This window comes from Undibacterium sp. 5I1, from assembly GCF_034314085.1.
In the GTDB taxonomy this organism is placed as follows: Bacteria; Pseudomonadota; Gammaproteobacteria; order Burkholderiales; family Burkholderiaceae_D; genus Undibacterium.
Genome location: NZ_JAVIWI010000001.1, coordinates 4,166,909 through 4,187,422 on the forward strand (window position 1 = coordinate 4,166,909; position 20,514 = coordinate 4,187,422).

The window sequence follows — 20,514 nt, forward strand, 5'->3', positions numbered from 1 at the left end:
TCATACAGAAAAGCAGCATCTTTAATAAAAAAAAGATGCTGCTTTTTCATTTAAAACATCATTTTCCATTAAGAACTAAGGATAGAAAATGACGACTTTATGGCTGTATAGTAAGTACTGCTGCGGGAGTTGTAACAACCAATCCAGTGTTAGTAATTGCAATACCTTTTGGTCGCCAGATGTTAGCTGGCAACTGCCCAAGGCGGATGCCGACATCGCCAGTTGTGCCTACTATAGTGCTACTTACTCCAGATGGTATTATTTTATTAACGCTATTCTTAGTGGGATCGGCTAGAAATACGTTCCCTGAAGAATCGACGGCAATTCCAGCAGCGGTAGTAATGCTCGATAGACTAGAAATAGTTCCTGTCGGCGATATCTTAAAGATCCCACTACCGGTGCCACCAAAACCAGTCATACCAGGTGCAGCAGTTGTGGTTAGGTACAAATTATTGCTGACATCGATTGCTAGCTCGAAAGGCGTTTGATAAAAGTTTGAAGATGCTACGCGATCAACAAACGTACTGGTGACGCCATTTGAAGTAATTTTGAATATTGTTTGATTGTATCTATCCGCGACAAATAGGTTACCGCTACTATCCACAGCAATACCCTCAGGTGCGTTGAATGGGGGGTCGCATCTGCTGCTACCAATGTACTGGCTAAGTGTTCCCGCAAAAATACTCACTTCACCTGCTGCTGTGATTTTCCTCACCGTGCAGTTCGAATACTGATCAAAAGCGCCGTATGGTGCGCCGCCAGGAGTGAAGCTATAATCAGTGACGTATAAATTGCCACGATTGTCTATGGCGATGGACCTTGGGCCAGAGAATCTGGCTGAGGTACCGGTACCATTGACGGTTCCTTTAAGGCCAGCAGAGCCTGCAAATGTGCTCACTACTCCACCCGGGGTGATTTTACGAATGGTGTAATTTTGTGTATCGGCTACATAAATATTGCCACTAGCGTCGACCGCCGCGCCGCCGCCAGTGTCGGCGGTGTAGCTTGGCGAGAAGCTGAAGTTAAATTGTGCGGCACTACCAACCCCATCAGCGTAGCCTCTGACTTCTGCCGCCCCGGCCAACACGGTGGCCGCACCCGCAGGACTAATTTTGCTAATCGTCCCTGATTGCTGGTTCGCAAAAATGATATTGCCCGTTGCATCTACTGAGATGCCGTAAGATCTAGAGTCATTGCTCGGCACAGACACAGAACTGGCAATGCCGGTTGGTGTGATTTTAAGAATCGTATTCAGGTTAGAGGAATCTCTAGCTATCGTGTATAAATTACCCGTGCTATCAGCGGTTATACCCACGTAGATAACATCGGTATTTGTAATATTCGTATAGCTTAAGTTCATTGTTGTCACTATCGCATCATATGTTATCTTACGGATTGTAGTAGCGTACCCTGATGCGGCAACATAAAGTGTTCCGTTTTGATCTATCGTTAATGCTCCAACATCATAAAATCGCGCAGCAGAACCCGTGCCGTCAATACCGCCTGCGGCTTTAGCCTTGCCCGCAAAGGTAGATATCGTGCCGTCGGATGCTATTTTGAGAATAGTATTGAAGCCGTAATTGGCGACATACAGTGAGCCGCTTTTATCTACCGCGATGCCTCGTAATTCCCCGATAGACGTCAACGCAGTATCACCAGCAGCTGCACGTAACACTAAGGTAGTCACAACCCCAGTGGATGAGATCTTTCTGATCAGTTGATTTTCTGTGACATATAAGTTGCCGTTGCTATCAACCGTAATTCCCGATAGCGTACTGAAATTGAATTTCGCGCTAGCGCCAGTGCCGTCGACACTTCCGGCGCTACCTTTGGTACCCGCCAATGTGCTCACCACGCCAGACGGCGTGATTTTGCGTATCGTATAGTTATCAATGACATACACATTGCCGCTAGCATCTTGCGCAACGCCGCTTGGATCATTGAAGCGCGCCGCTTGACCAATGCCATCCAGATTTCCAAGACCGCCTATGCTACCAGCCAACAGCGATTGCACAGCTGTCGCTATGGTTACTGTGGATGTCGCCGTGCCAGCGTTGCCGGCAGCATCTTTAGCGGTGAAGGTAACGATGGTGTCACCAATTGGAAAGCTGCTCGGCGCATTATTAGTAATTGCACCGACCACGCTGATATTGTCAGTCGCTTTGGCGCCGGATAAAAACGCTGCGAGACGCACATCAGCAGAAGAAATTGCAGTCTCCCCCAAGGCAAGTTTGATGGTCGTTGCCGATGGCGCTACGACGACAGGCGCAATCGTATCCTGGTTACTGGTAGCGCCCCCGGAAGTGCTGCTACTGCTGCTGCCACCACCGCAAGCTGCCAACCCTACTACTAGCGCGACGCTTGTGACTGCAAATTTTAAAAAATGGATGTTCATTTATTTGCTCTTTGCTAAAAGTGTTTGATACATGGAAGTTGAACATCCCAATTGGTCGATTCCGAGTGCGGTACTTTGAACCCAGATTTTCCATTAGACCGCTACAGCGACAATTGCACCTTTGCCGAACTGCCTGGCGTTGTTGCTCCTCCTAGCAAGATGCAGCTTGCGTCGTCGTCGCGTCTACCCAGTCAGTCCGCCAAAGGCACACTTGTCGCTGTTCCAATGGAAAATCTGGGTTGAAGTCAAGTTATAGAGCATTAACTTGAAATTTCGTTTTCATTATACCAACACTAATTTCATTTTAATAAGGATTTCAAACGAGTATCAGGTTGAGCAGATAATTATTCTGTTCCTGACTTCATGCCGCTCCAGCGGGGTGCCAGTTCGGTCGCTATGCTAAACAGGTCTAATACTCTGGCAGTGGTGTGTTGCACCATCTCGTCAATGCTGGCAGGTTTGTGATAAAAGCTGGGAAGCGGGGGGAAGATGATGCCGCCCATTTCTGTAACGGCAGTCATATTGCGTAAGTGCGCCAGATTGAATGGCGTTTCGCGCACCATCAATACCAACCGGCGGCGTTCTTTGAGGACGACATCGGCAGCGCGGGTGATCAGATTATCTGCCATGCCGTGGGCGACGGAGGCCAGAGTTTTCATCGAGCATGGTGCGATGACCATGCCGTCCGATTGAAACGAACCGCTAGCGATGCTAGCACCCACGTCACGCACGTTATGCACAACATCTGCCAGTGCTTCAACGTCTTTGCGGCGCATTTCTAATTCTTGATGCAGCGTCAATGTGCCGGCTTCAGAAATCAGTAGGTGGCTCTCTATCTGCGGCAAGTCGCGGATAGCTTGTAGCAAACGCACGCCATACACCGCGCCTGTGGCGCCAGTGATGGCGATAATCAGGCGTTGGGGTGTTGGCATATTGGGATGATGACGATGCTAAAGTAAATCAGGCTTTGATCAAGGCTTGTAGTTCGCCGTTTTCAAACATCTCATTCATGATGTCGGAGCCGCCGATGAATTCGCCGTTGACGTACAACTGCGGTACGGTTGGCCAGTTAGAAAAATCTTTTATCCCTTGGCGTACCGCTGGGTCTTCTAGTACATTGATCGTGACCAAATTTGTTGCGCCGGAGGTTTTTAGCAATTGGATGGCACGTCCAGAAAAGCCGCACTGTGGAAATTGCGCAGTACCTTTCATGAACAGTACGATAGGGTTTTGGGTTACGGTTTCTTTGATCCAGGCTTGAACGTCGCTCATGGCTATTCCTTGGTTAACAATATGGCGTCATTATAAAGGAAATAGGACTTCCGCAAAAATGCTCTGCCTGTTAGCCCGCGTGGTTTTTTTTATGCTGGATATGTGAGGAACACTTGATCTTGATACGATTTTTTTGATCAGGTAATCGACAAAGGCATACTATGCAAATAAATATACTCCCCTCTTGTATATTTAGATCGTCCTAATAAAGTCTGGACGATCAGCCTATTTTTATAAAAAATAAGGGGAGTATATTGGGCTTTGCCTCAGTTTCTATTTCAGTCTAACTATGAACGCAGCTTGGCAAAAGCGGCCGCCATCGCGCTGCTGCCCGTGCTTGGTGCGGCTGGGGCCGGCGATCGCTGGCGATGCTGATCCAGACGTTTTGCGTCATTACGATCTGCTTTTTGCTCTGGCGTGCTGCCTGGTTGTGGCGCAGAGTCAGTCAGTCGCATGGTCAGCGCAATACGCTTGCGCTTTTCATCGACTTCCAGCACTTTTACTTTGACGACTTGTCCCGCTTTGACGACGGTATGAGGGTCTTTGACAAAGGTGTTGGAGAGTGCAGAAATGTGCACTAATCCATCTTGATGCACGCCAATATCGACAAACGCACCGAATGCTGCGACGTTGGTGACTACACCTTCCAATATCATGTCGGGACGCAGATCGCGGATTTCTTCGACGCCGTCTTTGAAGGTCGCTGTGGTGAATTCAGGGCGAGGATCGCGGCCTGGTTTTTCCAGTTCTTTCAAAATATCGGTAATGGTCGGGATACCGAATTGTTCGTCTGCATATTTTGCCGGATTGAGTGATTTCAGCAAGCGTTCATCACCGATTACACCTGCGACATCTCTCTTGATATCCGCCAGGATTTTTTCCACCAATGGATAGGATTCAGGATGAACTGCTGACGCATCGAGTGGATTATTTCCGCCCATCACGCGCAAGAATCCAGCCGCTTGTTCAAATGTTTTATCACCTAGGCGCGGCACTGACCGCAGATCGGCACGCGAGGTGAACATGCCTTTGGCATCACGATAATTCACGATACTTTGCGCCACTGACGACGACAAACCCGACACACGTGCCAACAACGGTGCAGAGGCTGTATTGACATCGACACCGACCGCATTGACGCAATCTTCCACCACCGCATCGAGCGAACGGGCGAGTTGCGATTGGCCGACATCATGCTGATACTGACCGACGCCTATCGACTTCGGATCGATCTTCACCAGCTCTGCAAGCGGGTCTTGCAAGCGACGCGCAATGGATACCGCGCCACGAATGGATACATCTAAATCCGGTAGTTCTTTCGACGCAAATTCTGACGCGGAATACACCGATGCTCCGGCTTCTGATACCACGATTTTCGTCAGTTTGAGTTCAGGCTTTAGCTTGATTAAATCTTGCGCGAGTTTGTCGGTTTCACGCGACGCAGTGCCGTTACCAATCGAGATTAAAGAGACATTATGTTTCGCCGCCAACTGCGCCAATACATGCAGTGATCCATCCCAATCGTTACGCGGCTGATGCGGATAAATGGTGGCGTATTCCATGACCTTGCCAGTGGCATCAACGATCGCCACTTTGACGCCAGTACGCAGACCGGGATCGAGTCCCATAGTGGCGCGTGGCCCAGCCGGGGCGGCCAGCAACAGGGCTTTTAAATTCAAGGCAAATACGTGAATCGCTTCGACTTCAGCCTTCTCACGCAGATTGCCCATCAATTCGGTTTCCAGATGCATAAATACTTTGACGCGCCAGCTCCAGCGCACCGTGTCGGCTAACCATTTGTCGGCAGGGCGACCGATATTGCTGACGCCAAACTTAGCGGCGATACGGCTTTCACAAGGATTGAGCGGCGCATCCCATTTTGGCTTTTCTTCTTCTGTATCCAGGCGCAAAGTGACCGCCAGCATTTCTTCGCGGCGTCCGCGGAACATCGCTAGGGCGCGGTGTGATGGAATGGTGCCCAAGGTTTCGGAGTAATCGAAATAGTCGGCAAACTTGGCGCCAGCTTCTTCCTTACCTGCGACGACTTTGGATTCGACAATGCCGTGGTCCAGCAGGTATTCGCGGATCGCTTGCAATAAGGACGCATCTTCGGCAAAGCGTTCCATCAGAATCTGGCGTGCACCATCAAGCGCTGCCTTGGTATCGGCCACGCCCGGATTGTCGCCATTGCTGGTGCTGAAGGGCGCTTTTAAATAGGCGGCAGCTTCTTCTTCTGGATTCTTGCCCGGGTCAGCCAGCAAGGCATCGGCCAAATCTTGCAAGCCCGCTTCAATTGCAATCTGTGCCTTGGTGCGGCGCTTGAGTTTGTACGGCAAATATAAATCTTCGAGTCGGGTTTTGTCTTCGGCATGCGTGATTGCATCGAGCAGCACCGGGGTCATCTTGCCTTGTTCTTCAATCGAAGAAATGATCGCAGAGCGACGGTCTTCGAGCTCGCGCAGATAGCGCAGACGCTCTTCTAACAAGCGCAATTGGATATCGTCCAAACCGCCGGTCGCCTCTTTGCGATAACGCGCAATAAAAGGCACGGTCGCGCCTTCATCCAGCAGGGCAATAGCAGCAGCCACTTGTACTGGTTTGGCGGCAAGTTCTAGGGCGAGACGTTGTTCGATGGAAGGCAGCATAAATAATGGTATGAGAGATAAACTCTGAGAATTAAAATCAAGTCGCAGATGATACGCGCTCTGTGTGATTGCACCAGTCTTGACATCACGCTGTAGTCGCAGTAGTCAAGCCGATAATATGAATAATATAGGGAGTATCTAAAAATAATCACGTATTGTCCAATTAAGATATGGACAATTCATTTTTATATTGATATACCTACCCTCAGTATGTGTAGGTTTTATTTTTTGAATGATGGCTATAAGCAAGCGACTTCAAGGTGCGAGCGGGACAAAATCTAGTTTTTTTCTACGCCGGATTGCCGGAAACCGATATTGGATATCGATGATAGTTTGTCCGTGAGGCAAGTATTTGCTGTAAAACTGGGTAAATCATCGTTGCCTAATCCTAGCCGAGTCGGTATTTTAGGTATGATAATCCTACAAAAGGCAGTTGACCGCTTGTCAGTACTTGTCAGTACTAATTAGTATTTGATTCAATTGAATCATTTCAGTGTTTTCAGCGTCACGGTTTTGGTGAGAGCACTACGAACCTGATTGCCCCTTTTTCGGCTCCTCAGCTGCCGTTTTTAGGATAATTCGATGATTTCGTTTAGCGAATTTAGTTTGCCTCGGTACAAGCTGCTCCACACAGGTGGCGATGTGTCCTATCATATTCTTGCCGCCGCCCTAAAAGTCACTCTATAAGCCACTCTGTTAGCCACCTTCAACGCCACGCTTTACAACAAGGTTTTACATGACCCAAGTTTTACTCGCAGATGATGATGTTGAATTAGTTGATATGCTCAAAGAATACCTAGAGCGTGAAGGCTATCTCATTACGACCGTGCATGATGGCGAACGAGCCGTTGCAGAAGCTTTAATGGGGGATTACGCCATTATGGTGCTGGATGTAATGATGCCGCGTATGAACGGGATTGAGGCTTTGCGACGGATTCGTGCAGAAAGTCGTTTGCCCGTCTTGATGTTGACCGCTAAAGGCGATGACGTCGATCGCATTATCGGTCTGGAATTGGGCGCAGATGATTATGTCCCCAAGCCATGCACCCCGCGTGAATTGCTGGCAAGGATTCGTGCGATTTTGCGACGTACACAAGTCGTTGCCGGTACCGAAGCGCAGGCGCATCCGCTGGTCATTGGTTCATTAACGATCTGGCAGGCGCAGCGTCGCGCAGATTGGGATGGCAAGCATCTGGATTTGACCAGTACAGAGTTCAGCTTATTGGAGGTACTGGCAAAAAATGCTGGTCATACCGTCAGCAAAACGGATTTATCAGAACAGGGATTGGGTCGTCCGCTCGCGCGATTTGATCGTAATATCGATGTCCATATCAGCAGCATCCGCCAAAAATTTGGCCCTCTAATTGATGGACGTACGATCATTCAGACCGTCTATCGTCAAGGTTACTTGCTGACTAAGGAGTAGGCGGTGGGGCGTCTGTTCTGGAAGTTTTTCTTTTTTATCTGGCTGGCACAAGTCACGGGTATTGTCGGGATTGGCGTTACTCTATCGCTGCGACATCAAAGCGAACAAGCGATGCTCGCTGCGGGAATTCGTGAACACATGCAATTGCATCTTGAAACTGGCGCTAGTGCTAGTAGTGCTAGTTCCACGACAGAATCGTACGTTCCGCCGAACCCGGATCAGCTGAGAATGTGGCCAGAGCAGGACGACAATTTGCCGCCGCATTTACGTCGCCACCGGCTGCATTCAGCTTATCCACCTGATGGGTTTTCTGCGTTTGTTCCCATGGTGGCCGCCTTAATCGTTAGTCTGTTATTTGCCGCTTTGCTGGCCTGGTACACCTCCAAACCTATTCGTAATTTGCGTTCTGCTTTTCTCTCTTTGGCTGCGGGTAATTTACAAACACGGGTTGGCAGTAGCATGGGACGACGGCGCGATGAGTTGGCTGATCTGGGGCGTGAATTTGACAATATGGCAGAACAGCTTTCCAAATTAATGGAAAGTCAGCGCCGGCTGTTGCACGATGTATCGCACGAGTTGCGTTCACCTCTGGCTCGTTTGCAAGCGGCGATCGGATTAGCGCGCCAACAGCCGGAGCGCGTCGAGGCCACCATGGAGCGGGTAGAGCGCGAAGCGGTAAGGATGGATAAGCTGGTGGGGGAGTTACTCACCTTGTCGCGGATTGAGGCTGGTGTCATGGCTAGCATGGACGCGATTCAGATTGATGAATTGCTGGCGGAAGTGGTGGATAACGCAGGATTTGAGGCAGAGTCCAAACACAAGCAATTGGTTTTTTCGAGTGTCACCTTGGGTGGCAACATTATGCTGCAAGGGCGCTATGAATTGCTGTATCGCGCCCTTGAAAATGTCGTCCGTAATGCAATCAAACATACTGCCAAGCTTGGCATCATTACTTTTGAGGTGCAGTTGTTATCAGCGGACCAGGAGTTATTGATCCGTATATTGGATCAAGGACAAGGCGTACCAGAGGATGAGTTGCAGGCGATTTTTGAGCCTTTTTATCGCGGTAGTAACTCGACCTCTAGTTTAAATACTAGCCTTAGTACAGAGCTCGATAGTAACGTCAATAACAGTACCAACAACAGCCCCAATACCCGGGGTGATGATGGTTATGGCTTGGGCCTAGCCATCGCTCAGCGCGTCATCCTCGCCCATGGTGGTAGTATTTCAGCCTCCAATCGCAAGGACGGCGGATTGTGCGTAGAGATTAGATTATCGCTACGTAATCCTGAGCATCCTGGCAATATCTGAGGATACTTTTGCGGCGGGAGTTACGACTGAATTACCGCTTGCTTACTTCAGGCGACCGCCACTGACGCGATCGATTCCCGATAAATCAAGCCAGCTTTGCACCTCAATAAAACCATGCTGTGTCAATAAATCACGTACCGCTTGCGCTTGGTTGTAGCCATGCTCCATCAGCAGCCAGCCTTGAGGATGCAGATGTTCTGCTGCATTCTTGATGATATGCCGATAGTTAGTTAAACCATCTGCATGGTCGGTCAAAGCGACCGTCGGCTCAAAGCGCAAATCGCCCTGACTCAGATGAAGATCATCTTTTTGGATATAAGGCGGATTGGCTACGATCGTATGAAAATGCTGACCTGCGAGTGCGCTATACCAGTCACTTTCACAAATATGCATGTTCGCGTCAGGGACATTTCTGCCAGCATTTTTTTGTGCTACTGCTACCGCAGCTGCGCTGATATCCGTTGCGCTGACATGCGTATCACGCCGTTGATGTGCAATTGCAATCGCGATTGCGCCCGAGCCTGTACCCATATCCAGAACGCGACTATTTTGCGGCGTATGCTGAATTGCCAGCTCGACTAATAATTCTGTATCTGGTCGGGGGATTAAAACATCTGCAGTGATGTGGAAAGGCAAACCAAAAAATTCTCGCTCACCGATCAGATAGGCAATTGGCTCACCATCATAACGACGTTGCAGCAGATCGCCGACTAGCTGCGCTTGCGCAGCGGTGAGCTGCATCTCCGACTGGGTGACCAGTTGTATCCGGCTTAAGCCTAGTGCATGCATCAATAAAATGCGAGTGTCGATCAAATCCAGAGGGCCTGCTTTTTGGCAGTCGGCAAGCGTGATGCCTTCTTTAATCCATTCCATTTTTATGTCCGATTCAGTAAAAAAGTTGCTATAGAAATCGACATGTCGGTATCTGTTCGCTTGCTGCTTGGTGGGTAATATAGTCGAGATTTTTTGTGATATTGCGCTAATGATGTAGATCGTAATTCTAAAACTGGCAAGCCTGTTTTCAATATGAACTAATCACCGCAGACTTCTAAATAAATGGCGCCTTTGCGCTTTACGGTTTTGAATAAGGATAACCAAGAGCGCAATTGAAAAAGTGCCAAACCATACGGCTGACCACGCTGGTATGGATAAACCCAAAATCGGTTCATAAGGTGTTTCGCATATGCCATCCGCTCGGAACATCGTCGGCAGCAGCTTGGCCGGAAAAATCTTATTCAGCGATGTTTCCAGCGGATCGATACCGCAAGTTAATTGCGGATTGGCTAATATCCACACATGGTAAGCAGCAACGCCTAGTCCGAAAGCCGATGCGGTCAGCGCCATTGCACTGGCGAGCCGACGCCCAACATCGGGCAATGCCAGCGCTAGCAGGCAAAACAAGGCGACCATAACAAATGCATAGCGCTGCATTACACACAAAGGGCAGGGCAGCATTTTTTCAACCAGTTGCAGGTATAAGGCGATCCCTAGTAAGGCAATACAAACAGAGGCGATAGAAATTAGTAGTGGTTTTGTAGGATTCATAGTGAGCTGGGTTTGCTTACGTTGCAATCTATGCAAATATAGTAACAACGTGCCATCAATAAAAACAATACGCGCATTGTGTACTGGTTCGTGGAATTACACCACCTGCAAATTAGGATACGTAAAGCTCGATTTGGTTCGGCGACGGGCTTAATAAATTGTAAGCTACGCTTTAACTGATGCTTGATAGATAGCTCTTTGCAACATAAAACATAAATCAAACATCAATCTTGACGACATCAAGTAGTTGATACTGAGTCATAAATTCATCCAGAGTTTGCCTGATCACACCGCGTTCACCATGCGCATGCCAAATGTCTGAGTTAATATAAATACCGACGTGATGAATGCCGCGACCACCGATGCGTGTGCAAAAGATCAGATCATTATTTGTGATATCCGCCAAGGTCTTGCTGATACCTGCACGGCGCTGGTCGTAGGTGTTTTTGGGAATGCGTTGATTCAGTACATCTAAAAAATAACGTTGCGTCAGACCTGAACAATCTACTCCATGACGTGTGATGCCGCCCCAGATGTAGGGCGTGTTTTGCCATTGCTGGAAGAACACTTCTACCGAAAGTTGCGCTGATTGCGGTAGTACAAATGCGGTCAACGTCGCATCAACAGCGAGGCTGCTTACTGGTAGCCAGCCCAGCACCTGATCTGATTTCATGACCAGCGTATGTGCGTCATGGAAACCTAAGATACGCACCACCTCATCCGCTTCGATTTGTGATTGCCGCAAGCTGTCTTTTTCAATCGCGGTCATGGCTTCGTAATCGGCTGCCGGGTGACGCAGCACATCGACCAGACTTAGCGCTTTTGCGTAAGTGTGCGGCAGCCATTGGTCTGGTTCAATTCTGATCATGGGTGATAGCTTTGGCTAAGTGCGTAGAGATTGAGCAGAATAATTTTAAAATACTCCTACCGTGTATATTTTAATAGTCCATATAATATTTGGACATAAAGCTATATTTCACTTAATTTATGGGGGAGTATATGTATTTTAGTATTTGTCCCGTGTGAATTCACGTTGAATCTGCAATACCTGCTTTAGCCCATTTTAAATCCCATCATCACCCAAAGCTGCCAGCAATTCGGCCTGATGTTCTGCCACCAGTGCATTGGTCAGCTCCACCAGATCGCCGTCCAAAATAAAATCTAGTTTGTACAGAGTCAGGTTGATGCGGTGATCGGTCATGCGGCCTTGTGGATAGTTGTAAGTACGGATACGTTCGCTACGATCGCCCGAGCCGATCAAGCTCTTGCGGGTTGCCGCCTCTTTTGCTTGTTTCGCGCGCATCTGACCATCCATGATGCGGGTTGCCAGAACGCGCATCGCCTGAGCTTTATTTTGATGCTGACTCCGACCGTCCTGGCATTCGACCACAATACCGGTCGGTAAGTGGGTCAGACGTACGGCAGAATCGGTTTTATTAATATGCTGACCACCCGCACCGGAGGCGCGGAACGTGTCGATACGTAAATCGGCATTATTGATCACCACATCGGCCAGTTCATCTGCCTCTGGCATCACCGCGACGGTACATGCAGAAGTATGGATACGACCTTGAGTCTCGGTGGTTGGCACACGTTGTACGCGATGGCCGCCGGATTCGAACTTGAGCTTTGAGTAAGCACCAAAACCGGCAATGCGGATGATGACTTCTTTGTAGCCGCCCAGCTCGGACGGGGATTCGGACATCATTTCGATTTGCCAGCGATTGCGTTCAGCAAAACGCGTGTACATGCGCAGCAGGTCACCCGCAAATAACGCCGCCTCATCGCCACCGGTACCGGCGCGAACTTCCAACAAAATATTGCGTTCGTCATTTGGATCTTTGGGTAGCAGCATTTTTTGCAAATCGACTTGCAACTCTTCCATGCGCTGTTTGGCTGTATTGATTTCTTCCTGAGCGAAATCTTTCATCTCAGGATCTGCCATCATTTCTTGCGCTGAATCGATATCATTTTGTGCTTGCTGGTAATTCTTATACAGCTCCACCAAGGGTTCTAACTCGGCATGCTCACGGGTGAGCTTACGGTAGTTCTCCATGTCATTGGTGACACCTTCCTGATTTAATAGTTGACCCACTTCAACCAGGCGTTCTGCCAATTGGTCGAGTTTAGAGAGCATGGATGGTTTCATCGTCTTACCTGTTATTGTGAGTACAGTGAGATTGTCACTATGGGATTATTGCAGATACGCAGTCGTTCTTAGCGCGCATCAATTTTGATTCGATTTTGATGATGAGTAGCGAGTTGCCAGTGTCATCAGATGAGTTTTGTGCGTCGCTAACGCTTGGTGCGGAATAGTTGTGGCAATAGCGTAGCAAGACGGGCGCGCTCATCGCCGCTGGCCTGATGAAGTGCCTGTTGCGGGCCATGCAGAAATTTCGCTGTGATACCTTTGGACAGTGCTTCTAGCACTGCTTCAATATCATCCCCGCGGGCAAGCATCTTACGAGCTCGTTCGAGTTCGAGCAAACGCATCGCTTCGCTGTTTTCATGCAAATCCTGAATGATCGGTACTACCAGCCGTCCATCCACCCAATGCATAAAGGACTGCACACGAGTTTCAATAATTGCTTCCGCCTGGGTCACCGCTGCCTGACGGTTTTCTTTACCGGTTTGTACTACATTGCCTAGATCATCTACGGTGTATAGAAACACGTCATCCAGCGCGCCGACTTCTGACTCAATATCGCGTGGTACCGCCAGATCCACCATAAACATAGGGCGATGACGACGCGCTTTGACTGCGCGTTCAACCATGCCCAGACCGATAATCGGCAATGACGACGCCGTGCAAGAGATGATGATGTCAAACTTGGACAAACTATTTGGTAGTTCTGCCAGACGGATTGCTTTGCCATTAAAGCGGTGCGCCAGTACTTCGCCACGTTCCAGCGTGCGGTTGGCTATGGTGATGCTCTTAGGATTTTGTGCAGCAAAGTGGGTGGCGCATAATTCGATCATTTCACCAGCGCCGATAAACAGCACATGTTGCTCAGAAATTTTATCGAAAATCCGTTGTGATAAGCGTACAGCAGCGGCTGCCATCGAGACACTGTGCGCACCGATTTCAGTGGTGCTGCGAACTTCTTTTGCGACGGCAAAAGTACGCTGGAATAACTGATGCAGATAAGTGCCAAGCCCACCCGCTGCATCTGCCTGGCGCACGGCATCTTTCATCTGACCTAAAATTTGTGGTTCGCCCAACACCATCGAATCCAGACCAGACGCTACGCGGAAAGCATGGCGGACAGCATTGTCTTGCGGCAGCGTGTACAGATGATGGCGCAACTCCGCATAAGGCAATTTGTGGAAATCTGCCAAAAAATGCGCAGTTGCATCGACCGGATTATCCACATGGCTTGCCGCATACATTTCGGTGCGATTACAGGTGGACAAAATCGCTGCTTCTACTTCCGTTTGCTGATTGAATCCATCACGACCAAACCATGAGCGTGCAGCTACCACCGCCGGACCGATCTGGTCAGGAGAAAACGCCAGTTTTTCGCGGAGCGAAACTGGCGCAGTCGTGTGGTTGAGGCCAACAGCTAGTAGTTGCATAATTTGGCAGTTAGGGCGTATGGCTTAGGCAGCTTAAATGTAGATCAAATGCTTAGATCGCTTGCTGAAGTGGTTGCAAACACTTGCAAACACCGGCAAACACGGCTGCCATTATAACGCTTAGCGCAGATCAAGTTTCTGCACAGTTACGTGGTTTGATCCAGATCAATACAAATCAAACCAGATCAAATACTAAATGCTGGTAATTTGATATTAAAGGTCGTGCCTTCGTTGGGGGCGCTGACGAAACTGACCCGACCATGATGACGATCAATCACTGCTTTGACGAATACCATCCCTAGACCAACGCCATCATTTTTGGGTTGCTCGCCATTTCTAAAACGTTGAAAGCGTTGGAATAATTTGGGCTGATCGGCTCTGGCGATGCCATAACCTTGGTCGCTGATAGAGCAAATGACGGAGGCTTCTGCCAGACTGCGTTCGTATTCCAAGCTGCAACTGATAATCGTGTTGGGCGGACTATATTTGATCGCGTTAGAGAGCAAATTGGTCAGAGCGCGCGTCATTAGCGCCCGGTCAACCCGCACCGGATAGTCACCTGCTGGTATTTGACTCGAGATACGGATATTTTTGGCCCTAGTGAGGGTCCACATTTCTTCGGTCGCATCCAGTAAGATATCCTGAAAGTCTGTGTCTTCCATTCGATAATCTTGCGATTCAGCGCGTGCTAACTGCACAAAGTTATCTGCCAGCCCGAGCGTGATACGAGACGCTTTTTCGATACGACTTAAAAATTCTGCTTGTGGTAAAGCGGTAGCGGAGTCTTGTTGCAGCTCCAGCAGCGCCAGAATAGATGCTTGCGGGGCGCGCATATCGTGCGAGATAAAATGTAAGGTCTCGTCCCGGCTGCGTTCTGCTGCTCGGATATTAGTGATATCAATCAGACTGACAATCCAGCCCACCAGTTCTTTGCTGCTGGAATAGCAAGGTGCGCTCTTGATCAACAGGTCGCGACTGCGGGGATCTACCACTTCTATACCGCTTGCCATCGTTTTGCTTTGATGTAAATCCAGCAAATGCCACCAGCTAAATGCGTTGCTGGAAGTCTGATCCATCGCTTGCGGGTTACTCATTGTGGCGAATAAATAGGGTACCAAGGCATCGTTCACTTGCGGTATGCCTATACTACTAAAATAATCTTTGGCAACTTGGTTGGACATCAACACATTACCGTCTGTGGTGGTGACTAGCGTAGCATCAGGCAGGCTACTTAAGCTGTCGCTTACAAACTGGCGCAGATCACGCACTCGGCGCGCCGCCAGTTGCATTGCATCGATGCGTTGTTCTAAGCGATCTTGCAAGGGACGACTTTTTTCTTCGTCATCCAGATCGATCTGTAGCTCAGGAAGCAAATGAGGTTCATTGTCCAGCAAGATAAATTCTTCACCTAGATACCTAATGGCGGCTTCTAGCCGGCGCCAGCTCCAGAGCGGGTAAGCGATAATCAGAATAAACAATGCCGCAGTGGGCGGTAACCATACGCCTTCGCGCAATGCTAAATAACTGATCAACAATAAGCATGTAAACAAAATCACGGTGACTATTAAAGCGATCCGCGGTGATAAAAGTAAATAGCCTAGCAATGCGATCAAGACAGAAGCAAAACAATACAAGCTAGTTTGCCAGCTGGCAGCAAAATGGATGGAGCGATTATCCAGCAGACTAGCCAGGACGTTGGCATGGATCTCTATCCCTGCCATATTGCCGTCTTCTCCAGAGACAGGTGTTGGGTAGGCATCTGCCATGCCGATCGCGGTAGGGCCGACTAAGACATATTTGTTTTTGAAAAAACTAGCGGGAACCTCGCCGCGCAAGACCGCAACATAAGGTACCGAAGTGAAGTGGCCATTGTTGCCATAAAACGGGATATGCATTTGGTAATCACGTTGCCATATGCCTTGGATGTTTTGTGCCGTACCAGATTTAGTTGAGCTGTTTTTAGTTGAGTTATTTAATGCCGGGTTGTCTTTGGCATGATCGCCGGCAGGTGCTCTGGCACCAGGCAAATTTATCTCTGTGCCAGGCGCAATTTTAGTGCCGATATCCTTCATCGCTAGTGCAAATTGCGGCCACATTTCACCATTCATCCCTTCTCGTAAAAAAACGCTGCGTGCGACACCATCTTGATCTAATTCCAGATGGATATGGCCTAGCTGTCGTGCGGCGCTGGCAAATATAGGTATCGGCTTTAAGATGGTTAATCCTTTGCCTGCGCTTTCGGATGATAAAGGCAGCACAACAACATTATTCTGGTTTAATGCTTCGGCTAATTGTTGGTCACCACTTGTCTGGTTCGCTTGTACCGGCTCTGCTTCGGTGAACGAAACGTCGATACCGATGGTCAGTGGTTTGGCAGCAGAAAGTTGCCGCAATAACTCCGCATGGTGCTCTCTAGTAAAAGGCCATTTACCCAGTTCAGCAAGGCTGTAATCATCAATCGCTACGATGATAATGTCATCACGGGCAGGGATGGAATTGGCTTGCATGAACCGATCATACAAGCTTAAATCGATGCGATTGAGTACATTGGTCGATGCTAATCCCACCGTCAGCAATAACATCAGAAAGCTGATGGCCAGCCATTCTCGTAGAGCGATCCTTTCAACTTTGATGTTTTTATTCATTGAATATTTATAGAGTCTGTTGAATAGCAACGCATGAAATTACAAGAGATTTAATGCCGGAATTAAAAGCTCGGTTTGACGACAGCGTCGCCAGATTTGATCGGATCGCCAGAGCGGCTAACCCAGCGAGATTCAACAGTAAATTTTTGCGGTGCTGAAAATTCACCAACATACCCGTCTGCATCCGTCGCTCTGACACGAATAAAATAGTCGCCAGGAGCTACACGAGGAATTTGTAATTCTGGTTTGTCTATTTTTCTGAAAAAGTAGATATCGGCAAAACTAGGATCACGTCCAATTTGTATCAAGAAGACTTGACCGGGTTCGGACGGCCAGTTAAACGTCAAAAAGTTTGCATCTCTGTCACTAGGTTGATTTACCTTTTGAACCGGTAAAAAATTAACTACTTTTGTGTCACTGTAGGGGCCTTGATTTGCCATACCATTTTTTTGTGTAATGCTTGCAATTCGCCAGTAATATTTGCCGTTAGTAAGTTTGTCTGCACTGTATTGCACTGCCTTGATATCGCTTTGATCCAGCACGATTTTTTCGAAGGCATTATCACTGGCAACTTGCAAATGATATGCCTGCGTATTAGCCGCCTCTGTCCATACAAAGTCTACTTTTTCTGCGCGTATTTTCGCTTTAGGTAGTACGTTAAAAGGTGGTTCAGGGCGAGCTTTAAGAGTGAATGCCTGGATTAACGGTAAGCCTTCAAGTCCAACGCTATCAATCGTACTGGCGCGGATAAAATAATTGCCATCCTCAAGACCATCAATTTTTATACGCTCTTCAGCTGAGCGAACTTCTGTCAACACATTTTGGATTGCCGCGTCGCTGGCAATTTGTACATGGTAGCTTTTTGCTTCACTAGATTTTTCCAGATTGAAAACCAGTGTTGGTTTTTCTTGTAGTTGATAACTACCAACCAGTGTAGGTGGTGGTAATAAATCAACCGCATCACCCACCCCTTGTTGAGTCACTACATTGCCTTTACCGGCCGGTATTACCAGCGTATTTGGTTTTTTGACCGAACCTACGGCAACACCGCCAGACAATACCTCATTCGCTATGCCATTATCATTCACGCTGACACGGAAATGTGTGCCACGGACACCCGCAACGGCGAGTGGCGAACGGACTTCAAAGCGTCCTTTATTAGATTCCAATGGCGTGACTTTAGACTCGACCCGGCCCTGCAATAAGGTAATTTCAGTGCGCGGGCTTTTAGAGTGTTTAGTGATACGTAATTTGCTCAACTTGACCTGACTATTGGATGGAATTGAGATACGTGAGTCGTTAGGTAGCACCAAAGTCAAAAATCCATTTTTACCAGTGGTAATCATGGTGCCCTCTTTATAGGCATTTCCTAAAGCAATATTCTCTTCGGCACCAGTGGGTAATTTTGCTGTTGACGTCCCAGCCATCGCCAGCACTTTGGCTTCTACCGGATCGGCGGGTAACAAGTCTAATGGGATCAGGATGAGCGAGCCAATGGGTATTGTTCTGTCATTGGTAATATTGTTGACCTTACCGATGATGACCCAGTTGGGTGTTTTTTCTGTAAATCGTTGCGCAATTGAAGAGAGTGTATCGCCCTCTAAAGCGTAGTAGACCATATCGGTTTCTGTTCCCGAGATGGAGCCCGGTTCACCCGTCGATTTTGGCGCGGCAAATACAGCACTGCTCGATATGGACAGCACTAAACTCGCCATACTTAGGATTAACAGGGTTAGGTTTTTACGTAGCGATGACCGCAGTGATGGCAATTGCGAGGACAGCGAAAAATAGAAAGAAGTACGAAAATAAGAACGCAAAGAAGAATACAGCGAGGAATGCAACAAAGGATTGAGGGCAGGGCGTGAAGCGAGCGACATGTGAATCTCCGAAGGTACATTGGCCTGGCTTTGGTATCAGGATTTGTTAGCAAGTCATAAAAACAAGCTATGGAATCAAACCCTAAACAAGCTGCCAGACAAGCTATCAAACACGTCGATAATAGATACTGTGGCAGATATGATTGCTAATTATTCAGTCCGTACCCTGATCAATATCCTCGGCAAAGTGCTAACTAAGATTTAAAAAGGAAATTGAAGCATGAATCTTACTGCTCCGCTGTAACTTGCTCCAGGCGATAGCCATAGCTATAAACGGGAGCCAGCCGGTAGCCGTTTTCTGGCCGAAGTTCGAGCTTGCTGCGGACGCGTGAGATATGCGTATCCATGGTGCGTGACGGAATATCAATATCACGCGACCAGACCGCTTCTAAAATATAGGCACGCGATAAAGGCCGACCAAGATTGCGGAACAAAAGCAGTGCCAGATCAAATTCTTTTTGCGTCATTTCAACCGGCACGTCATTAACACTGACACGACCAGCGCGCGTTTCGAACTTGTAAATACCAAATTGCAAATGTTCCGACATAGTTTGCGCCGGGTACGCGCGGCGTAACAACGCTTGCACACGCGCTACTAGCTCACTACGGCGTATCGGCTTGATCATGTAATCATCTGCACCCGCTGCCAGACCCGCGACGATATCGTCTTCGCCAGAGCGGCTGGTCATAAACAAGACCGGCAGATTGGGTGATAGCTTCTCTCTGACCCAGTGCAGGATTTCAGTTCCGCTTAAATCGGGAACTTGCCAGTCAAGTATTAGCATGTCGTAGCTATCACGACGTAAGTTGTGCAGCATCTCTTTACCGCTTAGGAAAGGGTGGCAGGTATGGCCAGCCGCAGTCAAGATGGTGCAAACCAGCTCTAATAAATTGTTGTCATCGTCAAGTACGGCAATTCTCATGGGAGCACACAGATTGGGGTTGAGCAATCATTGAGTAGTAAAGATACAGCATTGTACCTAACACAAGAATGATTGTAGGCAAGCTTGTAATAATGAGCAAAATAAATAGGCATTTTCTCCATTTTTTTCTAAATTAGTCACAAAAGCAGTAATTAATATTGCCAAATAAAAATGTTTTGGAGAGGCGCTTAGCAACTCCTGATAGAAGTTGACTAAAAGATTATTTTTTATATTTTTGGTGAAAATGATACGTGGTTTTACGTAAGAAAAAATGCATAAATTTATATACTGGTAAGTAGTATTATTTATTGTCCATATAAAAATTGGTTTCCAGGGCATATTTGTAGAAAATTATGGGGAGTATATGCTTTATTTGATGAATTTTTAGTCAGATGGACCTTTGAAGTTAAAACCTGATGCTAGCGGCTCTTCATAAGAAATAAAAACAGAAAATTGGAAAAATCCTGAAAACTATGTTTAAAAATTAAGTTAAACATAATTTTTTCTAAGCTACTAATCGAAAAAAAACGGCTCACTCCTGTATAGAGTGAGCCGTTTTTAAGCAGTCCAAATCTCGGGTAAAACTTGGCAAATGCATCCAATAGTTGCAGCGCTAAAGTCGCTTATATCTTTGTTAGCTACGCAATTCCACGTCTGGCAACACCACATTCACATCCAGCACTTCTAAATTGCCTTGGCGATCAAGTGATACTTTGATGTCTTCAGCGTTGACTTTAGTGTACTTAGAAATAACTGCGATCAGTTCTTCACGTAGAGCTGGCAAAAAATCATAGCCGTCACGGCTGGTGCGTTCACGGGCGATGATGATTTGCAGGCGTTCTTTGGCGGTGTTGGCGCTCTTTGGTTTATTGTTAAATAAAAATGATAGCAAGGCCATA

Annotated in this window: 16 protein-coding genes; 3 read left to right on the forward strand and 13 right to left on the reverse strand. The window is 47.8% G+C overall.

From position 1 onward, the window contains the following. Nucleotides 1–97: 97 nt before the first annotated feature. Entirely contained in the window at nucleotides 98–2,395 is a 2,298-nt protein-coding gene (locus tag RGU72_RS18290) for an HYR domain-containing protein (RefSeq protein WP_322121107.1), read from the reverse strand. Between the two features lie 75 nt (nucleotides 2,396–2,470). Between RGU72_RS18290 and RGU72_RS18295 the strand changes: the two genes are divergently transcribed. Next, nucleotides 2,471–2,638 carry a hypothetical protein gene (locus RGU72_RS18295; RefSeq protein ID WP_322121108.1) on the forward strand — a complete coding sequence of 56 codons (168 nt, stop codon included), beginning with the start codon at nucleotides 2,471–2,473 and terminating at the stop codon, nucleotides 2,636–2,638. Nucleotides 2,639–2,739: 101 nt separating this feature from the next. Here RGU72_RS18295 and RGU72_RS18300 read toward each other — a convergent pair whose 3' ends face one another. The 3 genes from RGU72_RS18300 to RGU72_RS18310 all read right to left on the reverse strand — a co-directional run bounded on the left by RGU72_RS18300 (nucleotide 2,740) and on the right by RGU72_RS18310 (nucleotide 6,312). Then, nucleotides 2,740–3,327, reverse strand: a complete 588-nt coding sequence (locus RGU72_RS18300) for a UbiX family flavin prenyltransferase (RefSeq protein ID WP_322121109.1) — start codon at nucleotides 3,325–3,327, stop codon at nucleotides 2,740–2,742. A gap of 28 nt (nucleotides 3,328–3,355) precedes the next feature. Further along, nucleotides 3,356–3,667, reverse strand: coding sequence for a Grx4 family monothiol glutaredoxin (gene grxD, locus RGU72_RS18305; protein WP_322121110.1), 312 nt, complete (start codon nucleotides 3,665–3,667; stop codon nucleotides 3,356–3,358). A 287-nt stretch (nucleotides 3,668–3,954) separates the two neighbouring features. Further along, nucleotides 3,955–6,312: a Tex family protein gene (locus RGU72_RS18310; protein ID WP_322121111.1), complete on the reverse strand. Its 2,358-nt coding sequence runs from the start codon at nucleotides 6,310–6,312 to the stop codon at nucleotides 3,955–3,957. A gap of 736 nt (nucleotides 6,313–7,048) precedes the next feature. Here RGU72_RS18310 and RGU72_RS18315 point away from each other — a divergent pair. Both RGU72_RS18315 and RGU72_RS18320 read left to right on the forward strand, forming a co-directional pair. After that, nucleotides 7,049–7,738, forward strand: coding sequence for a response regulator transcription factor (locus tag RGU72_RS18315; protein WP_322121112.1), 690 nt, complete (start codon nucleotides 7,049–7,051; stop codon nucleotides 7,736–7,738). A gap of 3 nt (nucleotides 7,739–7,741) precedes the next feature. Then, a complete protein-coding gene (locus RGU72_RS18320) occupies nucleotides 7,742–9,049 on the forward strand; it encodes an ATP-binding protein (RefSeq protein ID WP_322121113.1) in 1,308 nt (435 codons plus the stop codon). 42 nt (nucleotides 9,050–9,091) lie between these two features. Here RGU72_RS18320 and prmC read toward each other — a convergent pair whose 3' ends face one another. The 9 genes from prmC to minE form a co-directional block, all read right to left on the reverse strand. Next, nucleotides 9,092–9,922: a peptide chain release factor N(5)-glutamine methyltransferase gene (prmC, locus tag RGU72_RS18325; RefSeq protein ID WP_322121114.1), complete on the reverse strand. Its 831-nt coding sequence runs from the start codon at nucleotides 9,920–9,922 to the stop codon at nucleotides 9,092–9,094. A gap of 162 nt (nucleotides 9,923–10,084) precedes the next feature. After that, nucleotides 10,085–10,594, reverse strand: a complete 510-nt coding sequence (locus RGU72_RS18330) for a disulfide bond formation protein B (protein WP_322121115.1) — start codon at nucleotides 10,592–10,594, stop codon at nucleotides 10,085–10,087. A 217-nt stretch (nucleotides 10,595–10,811) separates the two neighbouring features. Continuing rightward, complete coding sequence (locus RGU72_RS18335; RefSeq protein WP_322121116.1) at nucleotides 10,812–11,462, reverse strand: C40 family peptidase; 651 nt, start codon at nucleotides 11,460–11,462, stop codon at nucleotides 10,812–10,814. A gap of 195 nt (nucleotides 11,463–11,657) precedes the next feature. After that, nucleotides 11,658–12,743, reverse strand: coding sequence for a peptide chain release factor 1 (gene prfA, locus RGU72_RS18340; protein WP_322121117.1), 1,086 nt, complete (start codon nucleotides 12,741–12,743; stop codon nucleotides 11,658–11,660). Between the two features lie 146 nt (nucleotides 12,744–12,889). Beyond that, nucleotides 12,890–14,170, reverse strand: a complete 1,281-nt coding sequence (gene hemA, locus RGU72_RS18345) for a glutamyl-tRNA reductase (protein WP_322121118.1) — start codon at nucleotides 14,168–14,170, stop codon at nucleotides 12,890–12,892. A gap of 185 nt (nucleotides 14,171–14,355) precedes the next feature. Continuing rightward, the gene (locus tag RGU72_RS18350) at nucleotides 14,356–16,815 is read right to left on the reverse strand and encodes a CHASE2 domain-containing protein (RefSeq protein ID WP_322121119.1); all 2,460 of its coding nucleotides are present in this window, start codon (nucleotides 16,813–16,815) and stop codon (nucleotides 14,356–14,358) included. A 62-nt stretch (nucleotides 16,816–16,877) separates the two neighbouring features. Continuing rightward, complete coding sequence (locus RGU72_RS18355; protein WP_322121120.1) at nucleotides 16,878–18,692, reverse strand: FecR domain-containing protein; 1,815 nt, start codon at nucleotides 18,690–18,692, stop codon at nucleotides 16,878–16,880. A 227-nt stretch (nucleotides 18,693–18,919) separates the two neighbouring features. Next, nucleotides 18,920–19,615 (reverse strand): response regulator transcription factor, encoded by a 696-nt coding sequence (locus RGU72_RS18360; RefSeq protein ID WP_322121121.1) that lies wholly within the window; start codon nucleotides 19,613–19,615, stop codon nucleotides 18,920–18,922. A 634-nt stretch (nucleotides 19,616–20,249) separates the two neighbouring features. Next, complete coding sequence (minE, locus tag RGU72_RS18365; RefSeq protein WP_322121122.1) at nucleotides 20,250–20,513, reverse strand: cell division topological specificity factor MinE; 264 nt, start codon at nucleotides 20,511–20,513, stop codon at nucleotides 20,250–20,252. Between the last annotated feature and the right edge of the window lies 1 nt (nucleotide 20,514).

Excerpts from the sequence above, each read along its gene's own strand:
- RGU72_RS18290 (WP_322121107.1), bottom strand. The coding sequence starts at position 2,395 with ATGAACATCCATTTTTTAAAATTTGCAGTCACAAGCGTCGCGCTAGTA.
- RGU72_RS18300 (WP_322121109.1), bottom strand. The coding sequence starts at position 3,327 with ATGCCAACACCCCAACGCCTGATTATCGCCATCACTGGCGCCACAGGC.
- grxD (WP_322121110.1), bottom strand. The coding sequence starts at position 3,667 with ATGAGCGACGTTCAAGCCTGGATCAAAGAAACCGTAACCCAAAACCCT.
- RGU72_RS18310 (WP_322121111.1), bottom strand. The coding sequence starts at position 6,312 with ATGCTGCCTTCCATCGAACAACGTCTCGCCCTAGAACTTGCCGCCAAA.
- RGU72_RS18315 (WP_322121112.1), top strand. The coding sequence starts at position 7,049 with ATGACCCAAGTTTTACTCGCAGATGATGATGTTGAATTAGTTGATATG.
- prmC (WP_322121114.1), bottom strand. The coding sequence starts at position 9,922 with ATGGAATGGATTAAAGAAGGCATCACGCTTGCCGACTGCCAAAAAGCA.
- RGU72_RS18330 (WP_322121115.1), bottom strand. The coding sequence starts at position 10,594 with ATGAATCCTACAAAACCACTACTAATTTCTATCGCCTCTGTTTGTATT.
- RGU72_RS18335 (WP_322121116.1), bottom strand. The coding sequence starts at position 11,462 with ATGATCAGAATTGAACCAGACCAATGGCTGCCGCACACTTACGCAAAA.
- prfA (WP_322121117.1), bottom strand. The coding sequence starts at position 12,743 with ATGAAACCATCCATGCTCTCTAAACTCGACCAATTGGCAGAACGCCTG.
- hemA (WP_322121118.1), bottom strand. The coding sequence starts at position 14,170 with ATGCAACTACTAGCTGTTGGCCTCAACCACACGACTGCGCCAGTTTCG.
- RGU72_RS18350 (WP_322121119.1), bottom strand. The coding sequence starts at position 16,815 with ATGAATAAAAACATCAAAGTTGAAAGGATCGCTCTACGAGAATGGCTG.
- RGU72_RS18355 (WP_322121120.1), bottom strand. The coding sequence starts at position 18,692 with ATGTCGCTCGCTTCACGCCCTGCCCTCAATCCTTTGTTGCATTCCTCG.
- RGU72_RS18360 (WP_322121121.1), bottom strand. The coding sequence starts at position 19,615 with ATGAGAATTGCCGTACTTGACGATGACAACAATTTATTAGAGCTGGTT.
- minE (WP_322121122.1), bottom strand. The coding sequence starts at position 20,513 with ATGGCCTTGCTATCATTTTTATTTAACAATAAACCAAAGAGCGCCAAC.